We start from the raw sequence: 18,549 nt of genomic DNA, 5'->3' as shown, positions 1-18,549 counted from the left end.
CTGGACTCGACGCACGATCTGATCCATCTTCGCCCCCGATTATCAGGAGACACCGCCATGAAGGCTTCGCTTCGCATCCCCAGTACGCTCCGCCTCGCCCCCGCCGTGCTCGTGGCGTGCCTCGCCCTCCCGGGGTGCGCGGACCAGCCCGGGCCAGCGGTCGATTCAGTGCCAGAGCCGTCCCAGACCGCATCCGTTCCCGGCACCGCACCCGCAGCCGAAGCCCGCCTCCGGGTCGACGGCGCATGGATCCGTGCGATGGCCCCGGGCGCACCGGTGGCGGGCGGATTCATGACGCTCCACAACGACGGCGGAAGCGACGACCGCCTGGTCGAGATCAGCACGCCGGACGCGGCGCGGGTCGAGATGCACGAGATGCTCGAGGTCGACGGCGTGATGCAGATGCGCCATCTGGCCGATGGCCTGCCGGTGGCCGCGGGCGCGGCGATCGAGCTGCAACCGGGCAGCTACCACCTGATGTTCATCGATCCCGTGCGCATGCTCGCCGAAGGCGATCGCGTGCCCGCCACGCTGCGCTTCGAGCAGGCAGGTCCAGTCGAGGTGGAGTTCGAGGTCTTGCCGCTGGATACCCGCGGCCCGGCGGGCGGGCACCACGACCACCACTAGCCGCACGGGCGAGCGGCGATGCCCGGAGGCGGGCGTCGCCCCGGGCCCGCACTGCCGTCGTCGGCTCAGCGGGCGCTGAAGGCATGCACCGCGTCGATGAGCACGCCGACGCTGTCGGGGTCCATGTCCGGCGACATGCCGTGGCCCAGGTTGAAGACATGGCCCTCGCGTGAACCCCCGTTGCCGTCGCGCCAACTGTCCAGCGCGCGTCGGACTTCACGCTGGATCGCTTCCGGGCGAGCGTAGAGCGTGACCGGGTCGAGGTTGCCCTGCACGGCGACCTTGCCGCCGGTGCGGCGCGCGGCTTCGCCCAGGTCGACCAGCCAGTCGGCGCCCACCGCGTCCGCACCGGTATCGGCAAGCTCGCCCAGCCAGGCCGCGTTGCCCTTGCCGAACAGGATCAGCGGCGCGCGGTCGTCGCCGTGCCCGCGATCCAGTTCGCTCGCGATGCGCTGGAGGTACCGCAGCGAGAATTCGCGGTACATCGTGGGCGAGAGCACGCCGCCCCAGGTATCGAACACCTGCAGCGCCTGCGCGCCGGCCGCGCGCTGGGCGGCCAGGTAGGCGATGACCGCGTCGGTCACCACCCCGAGCAGCCGGTGCATGGCGTCGGGATGGTTCAATGCCAGCGACTTCACCTTCGCGAAGTCCTTGCTGCCGCCGCCCTCGACCATGTAGCAGGCGAGGGTCCAGGGGCTGCCCGAGAATCCGATCAGCGGCACCTGTCCGTCGAGCTCCCGGCGGATCGTGCGGACGGCGGCCATCACGTAGCCGAGGTCGTCTTCCATGTCCGGTACGGCCAGCCGGGCGATGTCGTCCGGACCGGCGATGGGCCGCTCGAACTTCGGGCCTTCGCCCTGGATGAAGTGCAGGCCCAGGCCCATGGCATCCGGGATCGTCAGGATGTCCGAGAACAGGATGGCCGCATCCAGCGGGAACCGTCGCAGCGGCTGCAGGGTGACCTCGCAGGCGAGGTCCGGGTTCGTCGCCATCGCCATGAAACTGCCGGCCTGCGCGCGGGTCGCGCGGTACTCGGGCAGGTAGCGGCCGGCCTGCCGCATCAGCCACACGGGCGTGCGGTCGACGGGCTCGCGACGGAGCGCGCGGAGGAAACGGTCGTTCTTCAGGGGGGCGTGGGACATGGGCCTACTCGTGGCGTACGTGGGCGGGGGCCCGGTTCATCGCGGGGCGCTCGCGCCCTGGGTGAACATCACCTGGAAACCCCGCTTGACCTGCTGGTCGCGGATCTTCTCGAGCGCTGCGAAGGCGCTCGACTGGTCGAGGAACTGTTCCCGGCGGACCGTGCTGCGGCCGCCGATATGCCCCGATTCGCGCACCAGCGTGTAGCCCCCCAGCAGGTCGGGCTGCAGGAACAGCTGGACGAAGCGCGGGGCGTCGTCGGAGGCGTCGGGACGTTGTTGCATGAGCAGTCGCATGGGCGCGCATTGTACGGCCTCGGGCGCCGACGATCAGAACTCAGCGCCCCCGCAGCACGGCCAGCACCGCGTCATCCGGTACGTCGCGGACCACGCGCGCGGACCCGGCGCGCTCCCACAGGATGAAACGCAGGCCGTTCGCGTCGGCCTTCTTGTCCAGTCGCATGCGCGCCAGCAGTGCCTCGGGCGCGAGCCCACCGGGTACCGACACCGGCAGGGCGAACCGCTCCAGCAGGGCCGTCAGGCGCTCCGCGTCCGCCGCGGGTGCGAGCCCCAGGTCGGCAGAGAGGCGCGCCGCCAGCACCATGCCAACCGCGACCGCCTCACCGTGATTGAGGCCGGCGCCACTCGCGCCGGCGTATCCCTGTTCGGTCTCGATCGCGTGGCCGAAGGTGTGGCCGAAATTGAGCAGGGCGCGATCGCCCTGTTCGAACATGTCGCGCTCCACCACCTCGGCCTTGAACCGGCAGCTCCGCGCGACGGCCTCGGCGATGGTTGCGTCGTCGAGGGCGAGCAGCGGGTCCACGTGGCCCTCCAGCCAGTCCAGGAAGCGCGCATCGAAGATCGCCCCGTACTTGACCACCTCCGCCAGCCCGGCCCGCAGTTCGCGCCCCGGCAGGGTCTGCAGGACCGTGGTATCGGCCAGCACGGCACGCGGCGGGTGGAAGGCGCCGACGAGGTTCTTGCCCGTGGGCAGGTCGACCGCGGTCTTGCCGCCGACCGAGGAGTCGACCATCGCCAGCAGCGTGGTCGGGGCCTGGATCACGTCGATGCCGCGCATCCAGCAGGCACCCGCGAAGCCAGCGAGGTCGCCGACGACCCCGCCGCCGAGGGCCACCACCGCGGCATCGCGGGTGGCGCCCAGCGCGGCCAGCGCCTCGACGCATTCGGCGAAGCGCGCCAGGGTCTTCTCGTGCTCGCCGGCCGGCATGACCCAGCGCGACACGCGCAGTCCCGGGCGGGCGGCGGTGAGCGCGTTTTCGACGCGTGCCGCATAAAGGGGGGCGACGTTGTCGTCGCTCACCACCAGCGCATGGCGCCCACGCAGTGCGGCGGCCAATGCCTCGCCATCGTCGATCAGCCCCGGTGCGATCCGCACGAGGTAGGGGTTCGCACCGCCGACCCCGACGGTCTGGTCAGCCTTCATGCCGGAACTCCGTTCCTGTGCCAATGTGTGTCGAGTCGCTGGATGAGGGCGGTTGCCGCCCCGTCCAACGCGAAGTCGCCGGTATCGAACACCAGGTCGGCGACTTCGGCGTACAGCGGGTCCCGGGCCTCGGCCATGGCCTCCAGGACGCGTTCCCGGTCGGGGCGCTGCAGCAGCGGACGCTGGCCGTCGCCGGCCAGCCGCGCCAACTGTTGCGCCGGCGTGGCATGCAGGTGGACGACGAACCCGTGGGTGCGCAGCCGGTGCCGATTGCCTGCGTCCAGGACGATCCCGGCACCGGTCGCCAGCAGCGCGTCGCCGCCGTCCAGCAGGCGATGCAGCATGGCCGTTTCACGCGTGCGGAAGCCCGATTCGCCCTCGTGTTCGAAGAGCGTCGGGATCGACTGTCCGGCCTCGCGCTCGATCTCGCGGTCCACGTCGAACAGCGCCAGGCCGAAGTGCCGGGCGAGCATGGGGGCGAGGGTGGACTTCCCGGCGCCGGTGGGGCCGACCAGGACAAGGGTGCGGGCGGGGTTCATGCAGGGATTGTAGGTCACCGGCGGACGATGATCGCGCAGCCTTTACAGCGGAAACCATAGGGTGTGCGTTACCCGGCGCGTTGCGCCGTCACCCAGGAGGAACCCCATGTCCGTCGCCAAGGTGATCGAACTCAATGCCGCATCGAAGACCAGCATGGAAGACGCCGTCAAGGTCGGCCTGAAGAAATGCAGCGAATCCGTCAACAACATCCAGGGCGCCTGGGTCAACGAGATCAAGGTCGTCACGGCGCCCGATGGTGCCGTGATCGAGTGGCGGGTCAACCTGAAGGTGACCTTCGTCGTCGAGTAGGCGGCCGGTCGGGCTGGCCGGTCCGCGGCCCGGGCGGTAGGCTTCGCCCACCCCCTGTTGCGCGGATCCAAGACGATGACCGTCCCCGCATTGTTCGACGAAGCCCTGGCGACCTTCGACACGCTGTTCGAGGAGGCCCGTGCGGCCGCTGAGCCGGACCCGACCGCCATGACGGTCGCCACGGCCGGTCGCGACGGACGCCCTTCGGCGCGGATCGTGCTGCTGAAGGCCTGCGACGCGCGTGGATTCGTGTTCTACACCCACCTGGACGGACGCAAGGGCCTCGAGCTGCAGGCCAATCCGCATGCGGCGCTGCTGTTCCATTGGCCGCGGGTGCGCAACGGCGTGCAGGTGCGGATCGAGGGCGCGGTCGAGAAGGTGGCCGAGGACGAGGCGGACGCGTACTTCGCGACGCGTCCGCGTGGCAGCCAGCTCGGTGCGTGGGCGTCGAAGCAGTCGGAAACGCTGGAGGCCAGGGCGGATTTCGAAGAGCGCCTCGCGCAGGCCGACCGGGAGTTCGAGGGTCGTGCGGTACCACGCCCGCCGCGCTGGACGGGCCTGCGTGTGCGGCCAGACCGGATCGAATTCTGGTACGGCGCGGATTTCCGCCTCCACGAACGCCACCTCTATGAATGCGACCCGGTCGGTGACTGGTCGAAGCGGATGCTCTATCCGTGAGGACCCTGCCCGTGCGACCGCGGCCGTTGGAGCCCCTTCCCGCGCAAAGGCGCTTGCCGGTGGAAGTGGACGAGCGCGCGCTCGCGGGGGCGGCCCCTATATGCGACGTCCGTTTCCGGTGATGCAGGGCCCGCGCCGCATCGTCTGCCTGACGGAGGAGCCGACCGAGACCCTGTACGGACTCGGCGAGCAGGACCGCATCGTGGGCATCAGTGGCTTCACCGTGCGTCCGGCCATTGCCCGCAGGGAGAAGCCCAAGGTCAGCGCGTTCACCAGTGCGAAGGTGGGTGAGATCCTGAAGCTGAAGCCCGACTTCGTGGTCGGGTTCTCCGATATCCAGGCCGACATCGCCGCCGAGCTGATCCGCGCGGGCATCGAGGTCTGGATCGCCAACCACCGCAGCGTGGAGGGGATTCTCGATTACATCCGCCGGCTCGGTGCGCTGGTGGGCGTCGCTGGCAAGGCCGACGCATGGGCCGACACCCTGCAGCGGGGACTGGAGGCCATCGAAGAGGAGGCGTCGAAGCTTCCCCGGCGCCCGCGCGTCTACTTCGAGGAGTGGGACGAGCCGCTGATCACCGGCATCCGCTGGGTGGCCGAGCTGACCCGCATCGCGGGTGGGGATGATGTGTTTCCCGAGCGCGCTGCCGAGCCGCTTGCGAAACAGCGCATCCTCGAGGACCCGGGCGAGGTGGCAAGACGGGCCCCCGACATCATCCTCGGCTCCTGGTGCGGCAAGAAGTTCCGTCCTGAAAAGGTGGCGGCCCGCCCCGGCTGGAATGCCATTCCGGCCGTCCGCGACGGCGAGCTGCACGAGATCAAGTCACCGCTGATCCTGCAGCCCGGGCCGGCGGCACTGACCGATGGCGTGCGTGCGATCGCGGCGCGCATCCAGGCCTGGGGCCGCGGGCAGGGGTGAGGGGCGACGGCCCCGGCGTTACTCCGGGAACACGTCACGGCTGAAGCGCAGGCGGGTGCGCCTGCCGTCGTCGAGCCGTACGTCGATATCGAAGCGCAGGCTGTCGGGCGGCGTGATCCAGACCACCCCCACGTAATCCAAGAGGTTGCCGCTGGACACCGGGCGTAACGGCAGGTCCTGGCGTACGCCGCGCAGGTCGAAGGCGTGGGCGTCCAGCGTCGCGGGGAGCGCCGCTTCGTCCGTCTCCGGACCCTGCCGAACGCCCACCAGCACAAGCACCGTGCCGGGCGACGGCGTCACGCCATACTGGGCGGCGACGGCGGCGTTCAGCCGCGCTGTCGGCAGCACGCTGGCGCGTACCCGCACGTCGTCGCCGATATGCGCGACCGCATCCTCCTGCATCGGCGCTTGCGCCTCCACCCCCGGGGGCGGGGCCTGCCCACCGCCGCAGGCCGCCAGCAGCAGACCGGCAAGAAGGGGGACCGCGCGGGGTATCCGGGAGAGCCGCATGGCGTCAGTCGTTGGCCGCCGAGAGTTCCCCGCCACGCTTCGCGGCGGCGGCGACCGCCGCCTCGACCAGGGCGCGCAGGCCGCCGCTCTCGAAGGTCTCGATGGCGGCGTGGGTGGTGCCGTTGGGCGAGGTGACCCGCTTGCGGAGTACGTCCGCGGTCTCGCCCGACTCGGCCAGCATGCGCGACGCCCCCAGCAACGTCTGGGTGGCGAGCCTGCGTGCCGTCTCGGGCGGCAGGCCCTGGGCCGTGCCGGCGTCCTGCATCGCCTCGGCGAGCAGGAACACATAGGCGGGACCGCTTCCGGACACCGCGGTCACCGCGTCCATCTGCGCTTCGTCGTCGATCCATACCGTCTCGCCCGCGGTCGCGAGGACGGTGTCGGCGATTTCGCGCTGGGCCGCGTCCACGCGTGCATTGGCATACAGGCCAGTGATGCCCGCTCCCAGCAGGGCCGGGGTGTTGGGCATGGTCCGGACCACCGGAAGGCCGCCCCCGAGCCAGCCGTCGAGCTGCGCGGAGGTGATCCCGGCTGCGACCGACACGGCCAGGGGCCGGGTCGCCTGGGCGCGCCCGGCAAGATCCGCGCACACGCCCTTCATCACCTGCGGCTTGACCGCGAACATCCACACCGATGCGCCTTCGGTGGCGGCCTCGGCAGTGGAGAAGGTCGCGATGCCGAACTCGGACTCCAGTCCGCTGCGCTGGGCATCGGACGGGTCCGCGACGCGCACCCGGGCGGGGTCGGTGCCGCGCGCGATCAGGCCCGCGATCAGGCTGCGGGCCATGTTGCCGCCACCGATGAAGGCGATTGTCGGGGTACTCATGCAGGCATGCTCCTCTTTCAAGCCGGATCCAGTCCCATAGACATGGCGACGCCGCGGCGGGCATCAACCCCGCGGCGGCGATGACGCGGGTCGTGCGCCGAACAGGGCCGATCCGATCCTCACCAGCGTGGCACCCGCGCCCACCGCCTCGGCAAAGTCGTCGCTCATGCCCATCGACAGCGTATCGACGCCGGGATGGCGCGCCTGCAGCGCCGAAAACAGGGCCTGCATCCGCTGGAATGCGCGGCCGCGGGTGGCCGGGTCCGGCGCGGGGATCGCCATCAGTCCGCGCAGTCGCAACCGGGGCTGTGCGCGGATCGCGTCGGCGAGCGCCTCCACGGCGTCCGGCATGCAGCCATGCTTGCTGGCCTCGTCGTCGATGTTCACCTGCACCAGCACGTTCAGCGGTGGCGCCGCAGCCACCCGGTGCCGCGACAGTGCCTCGACCAGCCGGGGCCGGTCGACCGTCTGCACCCAGTCGAAGAGGCGGGCCGCCTCGCGGGCCTTGTTGGACTGCAGGTGGCCGATCAGGTGCCACTCGAAGTCCGCGCCGGCCAGTTCCGCCTGCTTCTGCGCGGCTTCCTGTACATAGTTCTCGCCGAACGCGGGCCGGACGCCCGGCTCGAGCCCACGCCAGGCCGCACCGAGCGCCGCCACGGCGGTGGCGGGATGCGTCTTGCTGACCGCCAGCAGGCGCGGGACTGGCCGCTGGGCCCGGGCCGCCGCGTTGTGCAGGGTATGCAATGTCTCTCGAAGCGCGTCGTGCAAGCGGGTCTCGTGCACGGTGTGGAGGTCCTGTGGATGGCCGGGGACGCGCGGCGCGCGGGCCGCGCCGGTCCCTCGGCAGGGACAGGCTGGGATCGCGGCCACAGTTGTGGGATGCCAGCGCCGTGGGCGTTGCTTTACGTCGCTGCTCCGGGGCTATACTGCCTGCAGGGGTAATTCCAGTTCCAGTCGGCGGCGCGCGGCGTCGTCACGCAGTGTAGGGGAGCACGCATGGATATCGCCGAGCTGTTGGCATTCTCGGTCAAGAACAAGGCCTCGGACCTCCATCTGTCGGCCGGCCTGCCGCCGATGATCCGGGTCGATGGCGACGTCCGCCGCATCAACATCCCCGCCCTCGAGCACAAGCAGGTCCACGCGCTGGTCTACGACATCATGTCGGACAAGCAGCGCCGCGACTACGAAGAGTTCCTCGAGGTCGACTTCTCCTTCGAGATCCCGGGGCTGGCGCGGTTCCGTGTGAACGCGTTCAACCAGAACCGCGGTGCCGGCGCCGTCTTCCGTACCATTCCCTCGGAAGTCCTCACGCTGGAAGACCTGGGCTGCCCGCGCATCTTCAAGGAGCTGATCGACCAGCCGCAGGGGCTGATCCTGGTCACCGGTCCGACCGGCTCGGGCAAGTCGACCACGCTGGCGGCGATGCTCGACCACGTCAACAAGAACGAATACGCGCACATCCTCTCCGTCGAGGACCCGATCGAGTTCGTCCACACCTCGCAGAAGTGCCTGATCAACCAGCGCGAGGTGCACCGCGATACCCACGGCTTCAACGAAGCGCTGCGTTCCGCGCTCCGCGAGGATCCCGACTACATCCTGGTCGGCGAGTTGCGCGACCTCGAGACCATCCGCCTGGCGCTGACCGCCGCGGAGACCGGCCACCTGGTGTTCGGTACGCTGCACACCAGCTCGGCGGCCAAGACCATCGACCGCATCATCGACGTGTTCCCCGCCGGCGAGAAGCCGATGGTCCGCTCGATGCTGTCCGAGTCGCTGCGCGCGGTGATCTCGCAGGCGCTGCTGAAGAAGGTCGGCGGTGGCCGTACCGCGGCGTGGGAGATCATGGTGGGCATCCCGGCCATCCGCAACCTGATCCGCGAGGACAAGGTCGCGCAGATGTACTCGGCCATCCAGACCGGCCAGCAGCACGGCATGATGACCCTCGACCAGCACCTGCAGGACCTGGTCAAGCGTGGCCAGATTGCCCGCCAGCAGGCCCGTGAGTACGCCAAGGACAAGCGCCTCTTCGACTGAGCCACGCCCATGGCGACGCGACAGGCGCCGCGCAGTCGAATCCACGCGCCCGAACGACACCGCATCCAAGTTCCCGGCTCCGAAGGAGCAATGACATGAGCAGCATCGACTTCACCTCCTTCCTCAAGCTGATGGCGCACCAGAAGGCGTCGGACCTGTTCATCACGGCGGGCATGCCGCCGTCGATCAAGGTCCACGGCAAGATCTCCCCGATCACCCAGAACGCGCTGACCCCGCAGCAGAGCCGCGATCTCGTGTTGAACGTGATGAACCCGCAGCAGCGCGAGGAGTTCGAGAAGACGCACGAGTGCAACTTCGCGATCGGCGTCGCCGGCGTCGGCCGGTTCCGCGTGAGCTGCTTCTACCAGCGCAACCAGGTGGGCATGGTCCTGCGCCGCATCGAGACCAAGATCCCGACGGTCGAGGAGCTGAGCCTGCCGCCGATCATCAAGACGCTGGCGATGACCAAGCGCGGCATCATCATCTTCGTCGGCGCGACCGGTACCGGTAAATCGACCTCGCTGGCGGCGATGATCGGCTACCGCAACATGAATTCGACCGGCCACATCATCACCATCGAGGACCCGATCGAGTTCGTGCACAAGCACGAGGGCTGCATCATCACCCAGCGCGAAGTCGGCATCGATACCGACAGCTGGGATGCTGCGCTGAAGAACACCCTGCGGCAGGCGCCGGACGTGATCATGATCGGCGAGGTGCGCACACGCGAGGGCATGGACCACGCGATCGCCTTCGCCGAGACCGGCCACCTGGTGCTGTGCACGCTGCACGCCAACAACGCCAACCAGGCGATGGACCGCATCATCAACTTCTTCCCCGAGGACCGCCGCGGGCAGCTGCTGATGGACCTGTCGCTGAACCTCAAGGGCGTGGTCGCCCAGCAGCTGGTGCCCACCGTGGACGGCAAGGCCCGCCGTGTCGCCATGGAAATCCTGCTCGGCACCCCGCTGGTCCAGGACTACATCCGCGACGGCGAGATCCACAAGCTGAAGGAAGTGATGAAGGAATCCGTGCAGCTGGGCATGAAGACCTTCGACCAGGCCCTGTTCGAGCTCTACCAGGCTGGCGAGATCAGCTACGAGGACGCCCTGCGCTACGCCGACTCGCAGAACGAGGTCCGACTGCGGATCAAGCTGGCCCAGGGCGGCGATGCGCACACCCTCGCGCAGGGGCTGGACGGTGTCGAGGTGGCGGAGACGCGCTGACGGCGTTCTCCCGCGCCGTGTCTGGAGGGCCGCGGGATGCCTTCACGCGCGGCTCCAGGCTGGCTTCCTAGACTCCAGTTGATCGCGTGCATGCAGGTGCGCGGCCATGTGGGGCTGAAGGGCGCAATGTGGGGTCATCTTCGAGGCGGTGTCGTGGTGGCGACGGGGCTGGCCCTGGGGCTCGCGGTGCCACTGGCTGCGCAGGGCCAGGACAGCCCCGAGGCGCTGCGTGCCGAGATCGATGGCCTGAAGCGCCAGCTGCAGTCGCTGGAACGGCGGCTGGAAGCCATGGAGAGCCCATCTGCAACGTCTCCAGCGGTGCCGGCGACTGTCGCCACTGGCGAGACCGGCACCGCGAACGATGCCACGCCCACGACCGACGCTGCGCGCGCGCTGGATGCGACGGCCACGGCCACGGCCACGGCCGCTGCCGGGCCGCCGCAGGGGGTGGAGGTGGCCGGCGTACCCGCGTCGGTGCTGCCTCCCCGCGAATCGGTGGCCGACCCTTCGCTGGCGGCCTCCCGGCCCGGAAACGCACCGTCGCCGACCGACCCCGAGATGGCGGGGTTCATCGCTTTGCCCGGGACGCAGACCCTGATCCGCTTCGGCGGTTACACCAAGCTCGACATGATCCAGGACGGGGGCTCGATCGGCAGCCGCGACTGGTTCGTGACATCGACCATCGCCGTCGACGATGGACGCGACGAGGCGCCCAACTTCAATCTGCACGCCAAGCAGACGCGGGTGAACTTCGAGGCCCGGCGGCCTACCACGCACGGCAACCTGCGCTTCTTCCTCGAGGGCGACTTCACCGGCAGCAGCGACAGCTACGAGCCCCACCTGCGCCACGCCTATGGCCAGATCGGCAATACCTATGCGGGCTATGGCTATTCCGCGTTCATGGACGCCGACGCCTTGCCGGACACGCTCGATTTCGAAGGGCCGGGCAGCACGATCTTCCTGCGCACGGCAGCGGTGCACCAGGCCTTCCCGCTGGGCGAGGGCGCCAGCATCACGCTGTCGGTGGAGGACGCGGACAGCCAGGTGGGGAGGACGGCCAGCGACCAGGAGGCGGTCAACGCCTTGCCGGACCTCGTGGTCGCCGGCCGGCTCGAACGGCACTGGGGCCACCTGCAGCTCGCCGGGGTGGCGCGGAGGCTGGCCTACCTGGAGGACGGGCGCCGGCGTCATGCGAACGCCGGCGGGCTGTCGTTCACCGGGTCCCACACCCTCGCCGGGCGGGACCTGCTGCTGTATGGCCTGAATTGGGGCAGGGGACTTTCGCGTTATATCTCCGATCTGGGCGGAAGCGATCTCGATGCAGCCATCGAGGCGGACGGCGCGCTTCGGCCGATGGACACCTTCGGCGGGTACTTCGGCTACACCCATTACTGGAATCCAAGCTGGCGCTCCAACCTCGTGTATGGCTACCTCGACCTGGACGACGGCGGGGCATTGGGGCCGGGGGGCTTCAGGCAGAGCCAGTACGCCGCGCTGAACATGATCTGGAGCCCGAACCCGTCCTGGACGATGGGCATGGAGCTGCTGTACGGCCGCTACGAGCAGCAGGACGGACAGGAAGGCGATGCGGCGCGCGTGCAGGGCACGCTTCAGTACAACTTCATCAAATGAGCCTGTTCAGCCCCCACGCGCGCGGGGCACGACTTGCGCCGCCGCCGCCGGTTGACTAGCCTGCCGTGCACTGCCGTTGCGCAGTGTCCACTTGCGTCGTTCCGTCATGCGCTTCGAGCGCCCCTGATCTGGCCGGGCCTGCTGCCCGTCGCCGTCGGCGTCCATACCCACTTCCGAACAGGAGACTCCCATGGAGATCGCCGACCGCCGCGTCGCTTCCTTCCATTACACCCTGACCAACGATGACGGCGAGGTCATCGATTCCTCCAGCGGCAAGGCGCCGCTGAGCTACCTGCATGGCGCCGGCAACATCGTCGCCGGCCTCGAGAAGGCGCTCCTCGGCAAGAAGAGCGGCGACACGCTCAAGGTCGACGTCGCGCCCGAGGAGGGTTACGGGATCCGCCACGACGGGCTGGTCCAGCAGGTGCCGCTCGAGGCCTTCCAGGGCGTGGAGCAGGTCCAGCCGGGCATGCAGTTCCAGGCGCAGACGGGCCAGGGCCCGGTGCTGGTGACGGTGACCGAGGTCGGCGCGGAGAACGTCACCGTCGACGGCAACCACCCACTCGCCGGCCAGACCCTGCACTTCGATGTCGAGGTCACCGATGTCCGCGAGGCCACCGACGACGAGCAGCAGCACGGCCACGCACACGGCGCGGGCGGCGCCCACGACTGATCCGACTGATCCAGCCGGACCGTTCCAAGCGAAGGGCCCCGGATGCGCATGCGTCCGGGGCCCTCGGGTATCCAGCGATGGCGAGGGGCCGCTCAGTCCTCGGGAATCTCGTTGAAGACGCCCCAGAACTTGCCCAGCACCTTCACCGCGTCGAAGAACTGGTCGACATCGACCGGCTTGACCACGTAGGCGTTGACGCCGAGATCCCAGCTGCGGGCCAGGTCGCTTTCTTCCCGCGAGGACGACAGGATCACCACGGGCAGCGACTTCAGGGCCTCGTCGGCGCGCAACTGGCGGAGCACTTCCAGCCCGTCCACGCGGGGCATCTTGATGTCCAGCAGGAGCACGGCAGGGTCGCCTTCGGGGCGATCGGCGAAGCGGCCCCGGCGCAGCAGGTAGTCCAGCGCTTCCACGCCGTCCTCGACATGCACGATCGGATTGGCGAGGTGGGCCTCGCGCAGCGCGTCGATCGCCATCTCGGCATCGGCCGGGCTGTCTTCGGCGAGCAGGATGGTGCGGAGCTTGCTCATGGTGTCTTCTCGTGTGCGCCCGGGGTGTCGAGCGAGGATGGCAGGGTGAAGGTGAACGTGGCCCCTTCGTCGGGCCGGGCGTCCGCGGAAATGGTGCCGCCATGGCGCGTCAGCACCCGGCGCACGCTGGCCAGACCGATGCCGGTGCCGCTGTACTCGGTGGCGGAGTGAAGGCGCTGGAACACGCCGAACAGCTTGCCGGCGTACTGCATGTCGAAGCCGGCCCCGTTGTCGCGCACCGTGAAGCGGTGGCCACCGTCGTCGTCGCGCTCGTGTTGGATCTCGATCACCGCGGGGTCGCGCGTGGCGCTGTACTTGACCGCGTTGCCCATCAGGTTGAGCCAGACCTGGCGCATCATGTTCTCGTCCGCCACCAGGATCGGCAATGGCGCGATCTTCCACTGCACGCGCCGCCCTGGGGCGTCGACCTGCAGGTTGGAGTCGAGCAGGGCGCGGGTTTCGTCGACCATCGACTGCATGTCCACGGCCTGCAGGCGCATCGCGCTCCGGCCCAGGCGCGAGTAGACCAGCAGGTCGTCGATCAGCGCCGACATCCGATGCGCCGCGCGTTCGATCACGTCGATGTAGTGGACGCTCTTCTCGTCGGCGTCGTCGCCCAGGTGCTTGCCCAGCTTGTGGGCGAAGCCCGCGATGTGTCGCAGCGGCGCGCGCAGGTCATGCGAGACCGAATAGCTGAATGCCTCCAGCTCGCGGTTGACATCCGAGACCTGCTCGACCTTGCCGGACAACTGCCGATTGAGGTCGCGGATCTGGCGCTCGGCTGATTTCTGGGTGGTGACGTCGTTCAGGGTCAGCAGGGCGACGTCGTCGACCCGGTCGGGGAGGCTCATGCGCCGGGCATTGACAAGCATCACGCGCTCCACGCCATCGCCGGTCTTCTGCACCAGCTCGAAGTCCCACAACTCCCGGTCGCGGCCGAGCACGTCCTTCAAGCGCTGGAGGAACTCCGCATGCTGCCAGGCGCCGCCACCGATGGATGTCAGCGGACGGTCGACGGCCGTCTCACCCTCTTCGACCCCATAGGTTTCCGCGAAGGCGAGGTTGTGCATGACCACGCACTGCCCCGAATCCACCAGCGCGATGGGTTCGCGCACGGTCTGCAGGATGGCCAGCGCCCGCCCGCTGGCGCGCAGGGCATCGCTCTCGGCGGACAGCCGCCGCCGGTGCTGGCGGCGCAGGAACAGGGCGAGCAGGCCCAGCAGGCCAGCCTGGGCGATGATCACGACCCAGAACAATGCGTTCGTACGCGTCTGCAACTTGGCCGCGCGACCCTCGCGCTCGACGCGCAGGCGGGTTTCCTCGTCGAGCATGGCCTGGGCGAGGTCGCGGAAGGGGAAGCGCCGCGCGACGTTGGTCGCCAGTTGCCGGCGGGCGGCTTGGTCGGGTGCCGACAGGATCTCGCCGGCCCGCGCCATGCGCTGGCGGGCGGTGACCTGCATCTCGCCGATGCGCACCTGCTGGCTGGGGTTGTCCTGTGTCAGCCGAGCGAGGGTGTCCAGCAGTTCCGGGATGCGCTGCAGGGAGGCTTCGATGCCTTCGCGCTCTTCGGGCAAGGGCAGGTCGGCCACTGCCGCCAGGGTGGCCGACTCAAGGGTGCGGACCTCGTAGGCCAGGGCACGGATCGCGCTCTCCACTTCCCGTGCATGGTCGGCCTGTGCGATCACCGCCAGGCTTTCTTGGTGGGCCGCGCGGAGCAACGCGAAGGGCGCCGCCACGATGAACGCGACCAGCAGCGCCAAGGCGGCCAGTTGGACACGCGTCCAGGGTTTGCTCAGGTCGGGTGGCATGGGGTCGAGGCCTCGGATCCGGGCCGACGGTCCCCCGCCTGTACCCCTGTTGCGATCCTGCATCATGAAGCCCGGCCGGGGAGGATGCAATGCGAGACGCGCGGGCTGGCCGCGATAGAATGAGGCCATGCCCGAGCCGACCGCCGCCCCTGACAGCACCCCCCTGGCGAACCAGTTGTTGATCGCCCTGCCGTCCCTTTCCGACGGGAATTTCTCGCGCAGCGTTGCCATCGTCTGCCAGCACGACACCGACGGGGCGATGGGGCTCGTGGTCAACCGACCCTCGGAGTACACGCTGGGCGACGTGTTCGGCCAGATGGGCGTGGAGGGTGGGGGCGAAGCGCTGCGCGCAGCCCCCGTGCTGGCCGGCGGGCCGGTGCATCCGGAGCGCGGCTTCGTGCTCCATGACGGCGGGACCGGGTGGGATTCGACGCTCGAGGTCGCCGACGGCCTCTACCTGACGACCTCGCGCGACATCCTGGAAGCGATGGCGCGGGGCGAGGGCCCCTCGAACGCCATCGTGGCGCTGGGCTGCGCCGGCTGGAGCGCCGGCCAGCTGGAGCAGGAACTCGCGAACAACGACTGGTTGACCGCGCCATCCGATGCGGAGCTGCTGTTCGCGCTCCCCCTGGACGAGCGCTGGCAGGCCGCGGCCGGGCGGATCGGGGTCGACTTCGCATACCTCGCCGACTACGCGGGGCATGCGTGAACCGCGAGGGCACCGTGCTGGGCTTCGACGTGGGCGCGCGCCGCATCGGGGTGGCCGTCGGCAGCGGTTTCGGCCATGGCGCACGTGCGCTGGCGGTGATCGACGTGCACGGCCATGGCCCCGACTGGACCGCCATCGATCGCCTGCGCAAGGAATGGTTACCGAACGGTTTCATCGTCGGTGATCCCATGACCCTCGACGGCGGCGACCAGCCCATCCGCAAGCGCGCGCATGCCTTCGCACACGAGTTGCAGGCACGCTACCGCTTGCCGGTGGCCCTGGTGGACGAACGTTCCAGTTCCGTCGAGGCCGCGCAGCGGTTCGCGAGCGACCGCAATGAAGGACGCCGCCGGCGCCGCGATGCCGAGGTCCTGGACGCAATGGCGGCGGCGGTGATCATCGAGCGCTGGCTGGCGTCGCCTTCCGAGGCCACGGAACTGCCCCCCTTGCCCGACATGGTGTCCCCGTCCACGCCCCCTTGAGACCCTTACGTAGATGAGTACGCCTGCTGCCGGCACGATGCCGGCGTTCGATCCGCGCCGCCACCTGATCGGCCTCCAGGACATGCCGCGCGAGCGCATGGAGGGCCTGCTCCATCGCGCCCAGCATTTTGCCGAAGGTCACGACGCGCGCGATGCGCTGGCGGGAGTGGCCGTTTGCACGCTGTTCTTCGAACCGTCGACGCGCACGCGCCTGAGCTTCCAGCTGGCGGCCCAGCGCCTGGGTGCGGACGTCCTCGGCTTCGATGCCTCCACCTCGTCGACCAGCAAGGGCGAGACCGCACTGGACACCCTCAGGACCATCGAGGCGATGGGCGTGCGCGGCTTCATCGTGCGCCACAAGGAGGATGGCGCGGTGGCGGAACTCGCGGCCCACGCGGCCGAGGGCACGTCGCTGCTCAACGCCGGCGACGGGCGCAGCGCGCACCCGACCCAGGGGCTGCTGGACATGCTGACGCTGCGCCAGGCCAAGGGCGCTGACTTCTCGAAGCTGAAGGTGCTGATCGTCGGCGACGTGAAGCATTCGCGCGTCGCGCGTTCCGACCTGCATGCGCTTCGCGTCCTCGGGGCCGGGGAAATCCGCGTGTGCGGACCTGCCTCGCTGCTGCCGGACGACGACACCCTGCGTGGCTGCGTGGTGTCCCACGACTTCGACGCCGCGCTCGAGGGCGCCGACGCGCTGATGATGCTGCGACTGCAGCGCGAACGCATGGAGGACGGGCTGGTGAATTCGCTGGAGGACTACCACCGCGACTACGGCCTCACCCGGTCGCGCGTGCTGCGCGCCGCACCCGGGGCCGTGGTGATGCACCCGGGACCGATGAACCGTGGGGTCGAGATCACCGACGAAGTCGCGGACGGTCCGGAATCGTGGGTCCTGCGCCAGGTCGCGAACGGCGTGGCCGTGCGCATGGCCGTGCTGGAAGACCTGCTGCGTCGCTGACCGGGCGCGCGCGGCACGCGGCGCTCAGTGCAGCAGCACGAGCGTCGCCAGGCCCAGGAAGGTGAAGAAGCCGAGCACGTCCGTCACCGTCGTCAGGAAGATGCTGCTGGCGAGCGCGGGGTCGAAACCGAGTCGCTTCAGCGTGACCGGCACCATCACGCCGGCGGTCGCGGCGAAGAGCATGTTGAGGGTCAGCGCGGTCGCGATGACAAGGGAGAGTTGCAGGTCATCGAACCAGAACCAGACGATGATCCCCAGCAGCGTGCCCAGGGCGAGGCCGTTCAGCAGTGCCAGCCGGACCTCCTTCCACATGAGCACGCCGACGTTCGAGGCGCCGACCTGGCCCAGCGCAAGGCCGCGCACCATCAGCGCAAGCACCTGGGTGCCGGCGTTGCCGCCCATGCCCGCGACGATCGGCATCAGGACGGCGAGCGCGACGACCTTCTCGATGGTCGTCTCGAACTGGCCGACCACGCTGGCGGCCAGGAAGGCGGTGGCCAGGTTGATCGTCAGCCAGATCAGGCGGCGCCGCATGGCACGGCGGATCGGACTGAAGAGGTCCTCGTCCTCGTCGAGGCCCGCCGCGCCCAGGGCCTGGTGTTCCGCGCGGTCGCGGATGATGTCGACGACGTCGTCGATGGTGATGCGGCCCAGCAGCACGTTGCCGTCGTCCACCACCGGCGCGCTGAGCCAGTCGTGGTCCGAGAACTGGCGGGCGACCTCGTTGGCCGATTCATCGACGTCGATCGCCGGCTGTTCGCCATCGACCAGCTTGTTGATCGGGTCCGTCGGCTCGCAGGTCAGCAGCGACGACAGCGCGATGCGCCCCAAGTACTGGTGGCGGCGGCTGACCACGTAGAGGTGGTCGGTGTGTTCCGGCAGCTCGCCGCGCAGCCGCAGGTAGCGGAGTACCACGTCGACGGTGGTGTCGGCGCGCACCGTCACCACGTCGGGGTTCATCAGGCGGCCCGCGGTGTCCTCCGGGTAGGACAGCACCTGCTCGAGGCGGTCGCGGTTCTCGCGGTCCATCGACTTGAGCACTTCGTCGATGACGGTGCCGGGCAGGTCCTCGACCAGGTCGGCGAGGTCGTCGATGTCGAGGTCCTCGACGGCGGCGACGATCTCGTCCGGGTCCATTTCGGCGAGCAGGCTTTCACGCACTTCGTCGCCGACGTGGACCAGTACTTCGCCGTCGTCCTCGGCATCGACGAGTCCCCACACCACCGTGCGCTTGGCGGGCGGGAGGGACTCGAGCAGGTTGCCGATCTCGGCCGGCGAGAGGGTGTTGACCAGCCGCCGGACCGGTCCGAGCCGTCCGCTGTCGAGCGCGTCCGACAGCAGGCGGAGCTGGCGGGCGGTCTTGTCGTGGCGGACGGCTTCGGCCATGCGGTGCTCCGGAGGGCGCGGGCGGTGTGGCGGGGCGCGTTTGGCATGGCGCGTCCGCTGCGCCCGCGCGGCATTATCGCCGTTGCCGGTGGAACTGCCCACCCCATGCGCAGGCG

The 18,549-nt window shown here is 69.5% G+C and carries 21 protein-coding genes; 11 read left to right on the top strand and 10 right to left on the bottom strand.

From position 1 onward, the window contains the following. Window positions 1-57: 57 nt before the first annotated feature. Window positions 58-627 carry a copper chaperone PCu(A)C gene (locus H4F99_RS06690; protein ID WP_182668954.1) on the top strand — a complete coding sequence of 190 codons (570 nt, stop codon included), beginning with the start codon at window positions 58-60 and terminating at the stop codon, window positions 625-627. Between the two features lie 65 nt (window positions 628-692). On the opposite strand, the gene hemE is transcribed toward H4F99_RS06690, so the two are convergent. From hemE to H4F99_RS06670, 4 genes are read right to left on the bottom strand one after another with little or no spacing between them, the layout of a single operon-like run. Continuing rightward, window positions 693-1,769: a uroporphyrinogen decarboxylase gene (gene hemE, locus H4F99_RS06685; RefSeq protein WP_182668953.1), complete on the bottom strand. Its 1,077-nt coding sequence runs from the start codon at window positions 1,767-1,769 to the stop codon at window positions 693-695. A gap of 36 nt (window positions 1,770-1,805) precedes the next feature. Further along, complete coding sequence (locus tag H4F99_RS06680) at window positions 1,806-2,063, bottom strand: WGR domain-containing protein (RefSeq protein ID WP_182668952.1); 258 nt, start codon at window positions 2,061-2,063, stop codon at window positions 1,806-1,808. A 40-nt stretch (window positions 2,064-2,103) separates the two neighbouring features. After that, on the bottom strand, window positions 2,104-3,210 hold the full coding sequence (aroB, locus tag H4F99_RS06675; RefSeq protein WP_182668951.1) for a 3-dehydroquinate synthase: 1,107 nt from the start codon (window positions 3,208-3,210) through the stop codon (window positions 2,104-2,106). Beyond that, a complete protein-coding gene (locus H4F99_RS06670) occupies window positions 3,207-3,749 on the bottom strand; it encodes a shikimate kinase (protein WP_182668950.1) in 543 nt (180 codons plus the stop codon). The genes aroB and H4F99_RS06670 overlap by 4 nt, the downstream gene beginning before the upstream one ends. Before the next feature lie 106 nt (window positions 3,750-3,855). Between H4F99_RS06670 and H4F99_RS06665 the strand changes: the two genes are divergently transcribed. The 3 genes from H4F99_RS06665 (at window position 3,856) to H4F99_RS06655 (ending at window position 5,656) form a co-directional block, all read left to right on the top strand. Beyond that, the gene (locus H4F99_RS06665; RefSeq protein WP_182668949.1) at window positions 3,856-4,059 is read left to right on the top strand and encodes a dodecin family protein; all 204 of its coding nucleotides are present in this window, start codon (window positions 3,856-3,858) and stop codon (window positions 4,057-4,059) included. 75 nt (window positions 4,060-4,134) lie between these two features. Beyond that, on the top strand, window positions 4,135-4,737 hold the full coding sequence (pdxH, locus tag H4F99_RS06660; RefSeq protein ID WP_182668948.1) for a pyridoxamine 5'-phosphate oxidase: 603 nt from the start codon (window positions 4,135-4,137) through the stop codon (window positions 4,735-4,737). A gap of 100 nt (window positions 4,738-4,837) precedes the next feature. Continuing rightward, entirely contained in the window at window positions 4,838-5,656 is an 819-nt protein-coding gene (locus H4F99_RS06655; RefSeq protein ID WP_246371421.1) for an ABC transporter substrate-binding protein, read from the top strand. Window positions 5,657-5,674: 18 nt separating this feature from the next. On the opposite strand, the gene H4F99_RS06650 is transcribed toward H4F99_RS06655, so the two are convergent. The 3 genes from H4F99_RS06650 to H4F99_RS06640 form a co-directional block, all read right to left on the bottom strand. Beyond that, window positions 5,675-6,166 carry a DUF4426 domain-containing protein gene (locus H4F99_RS06650; RefSeq protein WP_182668947.1) on the bottom strand — a complete coding sequence of 164 codons (492 nt, stop codon included), beginning with the start codon at window positions 6,164-6,166 and terminating at the stop codon, window positions 5,675-5,677. Between the two features lie 4 nt (window positions 6,167-6,170). After that, window positions 6,171-6,992, bottom strand: a complete 822-nt coding sequence (proC, locus tag H4F99_RS06645; protein WP_182668946.1) for a pyrroline-5-carboxylate reductase — start codon at window positions 6,990-6,992, stop codon at window positions 6,171-6,173. Window positions 6,993-7,055: 63 nt separating this feature from the next. Then, entirely contained in the window at window positions 7,056-7,775 is a 720-nt protein-coding gene (locus tag H4F99_RS06640; RefSeq protein WP_343064156.1) for a YggS family pyridoxal phosphate-dependent enzyme, read from the bottom strand. A 213-nt stretch (window positions 7,776-7,988) separates the two neighbouring features. On the opposite strand from H4F99_RS06640, the gene H4F99_RS06635 reads away from it, so the two are divergent. The 4 genes from H4F99_RS06635 (at window position 7,989) to H4F99_RS06620 (ending at window position 12,557) form a co-directional block, all read left to right on the top strand. Then, window positions 7,989-9,026, top strand: coding sequence for a type IV pilus twitching motility protein PilT (locus H4F99_RS06635; RefSeq protein WP_182668945.1), 1,038 nt, complete (start codon window positions 7,989-7,991; stop codon window positions 9,024-9,026). A gap of 95 nt (window positions 9,027-9,121) precedes the next feature. Then, window positions 9,122-10,252: a PilT/PilU family type 4a pilus ATPase gene (locus H4F99_RS06630; protein ID WP_182668944.1), complete on the top strand. Its 1,131-nt coding sequence runs from the start codon at window positions 9,122-9,124 to the stop codon at window positions 10,250-10,252. 126 nt (window positions 10,253-10,378) lie between these two features. Beyond that, complete coding sequence (locus H4F99_RS06625; RefSeq protein ID WP_182668943.1) at window positions 10,379-11,884, top strand: DcaP family trimeric outer membrane transporter; 1,506 nt, start codon at window positions 10,379-10,381, stop codon at window positions 11,882-11,884. A gap of 190 nt (window positions 11,885-12,074) precedes the next feature. Then, on the top strand, window positions 12,075-12,557 hold the full coding sequence (locus tag H4F99_RS06620; RefSeq protein ID WP_182668942.1) for an FKBP-type peptidyl-prolyl cis-trans isomerase: 483 nt from the start codon (window positions 12,075-12,077) through the stop codon (window positions 12,555-12,557). Between the two features lie 92 nt (window positions 12,558-12,649). On the opposite strand, the gene H4F99_RS06615 is transcribed toward H4F99_RS06620, so the two are convergent. Continuing rightward, entirely contained in the window at window positions 12,650-13,087 is a 438-nt protein-coding gene (locus tag H4F99_RS06615; protein WP_182668941.1) for a response regulator, read from the bottom strand. Continuing rightward, entirely contained in the window at window positions 13,084-14,895 is a 1,812-nt protein-coding gene (locus H4F99_RS06610) for a sensor histidine kinase (RefSeq protein ID WP_182668940.1), read from the bottom strand. The genes H4F99_RS06615 and H4F99_RS06610 overlap by 4 nt, the downstream gene beginning before the upstream one ends. A gap of 127 nt (window positions 14,896-15,022) precedes the next feature. Here H4F99_RS06610 and H4F99_RS06605 point away from each other — a divergent pair, with 127 nt between their 5' ends. The 3 genes from H4F99_RS06605 to H4F99_RS06595 are packed head-to-tail and all read left to right on the top strand — an operon-like array spanning window position 15,023 to window position 17,047. Further along, entirely contained in the window at window positions 15,023-15,604 is a 582-nt protein-coding gene (locus H4F99_RS06605; RefSeq protein ID WP_182668939.1) for a YqgE/AlgH family protein, read from the top strand. Then, entirely contained in the window at window positions 15,601-16,086 is a 486-nt protein-coding gene (gene ruvX / locus H4F99_RS06600) for a Holliday junction resolvase RuvX (protein WP_182668938.1), read from the top strand. Before H4F99_RS06605 ends, ruvX begins: the two co-directional genes overlap by 4 nt. Window positions 16,087-16,123: 37 nt before the next feature. Next, the gene (locus H4F99_RS06595) at window positions 16,124-17,047 is read left to right on the top strand and encodes an aspartate carbamoyltransferase catalytic subunit (RefSeq protein ID WP_182669110.1); all 924 of its coding nucleotides are present in this window, start codon (window positions 16,124-16,126) and stop codon (window positions 17,045-17,047) included. 24 nt (window positions 17,048-17,071) lie between these two features. On the opposite strand, the gene mgtE is transcribed toward H4F99_RS06595, so the two are convergent. Continuing rightward, the gene (mgtE, locus tag H4F99_RS06590; protein WP_182668937.1) at window positions 17,072-18,433 is read right to left on the bottom strand and encodes a magnesium transporter; all 1,362 of its coding nucleotides are present in this window, start codon (window positions 18,431-18,433) and stop codon (window positions 17,072-17,074) included. Between the last annotated feature and the right edge of the window lie 116 nt (window positions 18,434-18,549).

The sequence above is a fragment of the Marilutibacter penaei genome, assembly GCF_014145395.1.
Taxonomy (GTDB): domain Bacteria; phylum Pseudomonadota; class Gammaproteobacteria; order Xanthomonadales; family Xanthomonadaceae; genus Marilutibacter; species Marilutibacter penaei.
The sequence above is the reverse complement of the archived record's forward strand: the minus strand, read 5'-3'. Positions and strand labels throughout refer to the sequence as shown.

Bases quoted from the DNA above. Each gene is read 5' to 3' on its own strand.
- H4F99_RS06690 (WP_182668954.1), top strand. From the start codon at position 58: ATGAAGGCTTCGCTTCGCATCCCCAGTACGCTCCGCCTCGCCCCCGCC.
- hemE (WP_182668953.1), bottom strand. From the start codon at position 1,769: ATGTCCCACGCCCCCCTGAAGAACGACCGTTTCCTCCGCGCGCTCCGT.
- H4F99_RS06680 (WP_182668952.1), bottom strand. From the start codon at position 2,063: ATGCGACTGCTCATGCAACAACGTCCCGACGCCTCCGACGACGCCCCG.
- aroB (WP_182668951.1), bottom strand. From the start codon at position 3,210: ATGAAGGCTGACCAGACCGTCGGGGTCGGCGGTGCGAACCCCTACCTC.
- H4F99_RS06670 (WP_182668950.1), bottom strand. From the start codon at position 3,749: ATGAACCCCGCCCGCACCCTTGTCCTGGTCGGCCCCACCGGCGCCGGG.
- H4F99_RS06665 (WP_182668949.1), top strand. From the start codon at position 3,856: ATGTCCGTCGCCAAGGTGATCGAACTCAATGCCGCATCGAAGACCAGC.
- pdxH (WP_182668948.1), top strand. From the start codon at position 4,135: ATGACCGTCCCCGCATTGTTCGACGAAGCCCTGGCGACCTTCGACACG.
- H4F99_RS06655 (WP_246371421.1), top strand. From the start codon at position 4,838: ATGCGACGTCCGTTTCCGGTGATGCAGGGCCCGCGCCGCATCGTCTGC.
- H4F99_RS06650 (WP_182668947.1), bottom strand. From the start codon at position 6,166: ATGCGGCTCTCCCGGATACCCCGCGCGGTCCCCCTTCTTGCCGGTCTG.
- proC (WP_182668946.1), bottom strand. From the start codon at position 6,992: ATGAGTACCCCGACAATCGCCTTCATCGGTGGCGGCAACATGGCCCGC.
- H4F99_RS06635 (WP_182668945.1), top strand. From the start codon at position 7,989: ATGGATATCGCCGAGCTGTTGGCATTCTCGGTCAAGAACAAGGCCTCG.
- H4F99_RS06630 (WP_182668944.1), top strand. From the start codon at position 9,122: ATGAGCAGCATCGACTTCACCTCCTTCCTCAAGCTGATGGCGCACCAG.
- H4F99_RS06625 (WP_182668943.1), top strand. From the start codon at position 10,379: ATGTGGGGTCATCTTCGAGGCGGTGTCGTGGTGGCGACGGGGCTGGCC.
- H4F99_RS06620 (WP_182668942.1), top strand. From the start codon at position 12,075: ATGGAGATCGCCGACCGCCGCGTCGCTTCCTTCCATTACACCCTGACC.
- H4F99_RS06615 (WP_182668941.1), bottom strand. From the start codon at position 13,087: ATGAGCAAGCTCCGCACCATCCTGCTCGCCGAAGACAGCCCGGCCGAT.
- H4F99_RS06610 (WP_182668940.1), bottom strand. From the start codon at position 14,895: ATGCCACCCGACCTGAGCAAACCCTGGACGCGTGTCCAACTGGCCGCC.
- H4F99_RS06605 (WP_182668939.1), top strand. From the start codon at position 15,023: ATGCCCGAGCCGACCGCCGCCCCTGACAGCACCCCCCTGGCGAACCAG.
- H4F99_RS06595 (WP_182669110.1), top strand. From the start codon at position 16,124: ATGCCGGCGTTCGATCCGCGCCGCCACCTGATCGGCCTCCAGGACATG.
- mgtE (WP_182668937.1), bottom strand. From the start codon at position 18,433: ATGGCCGAAGCCGTCCGCCACGACAAGACCGCCCGCCAGCTCCGCCTG.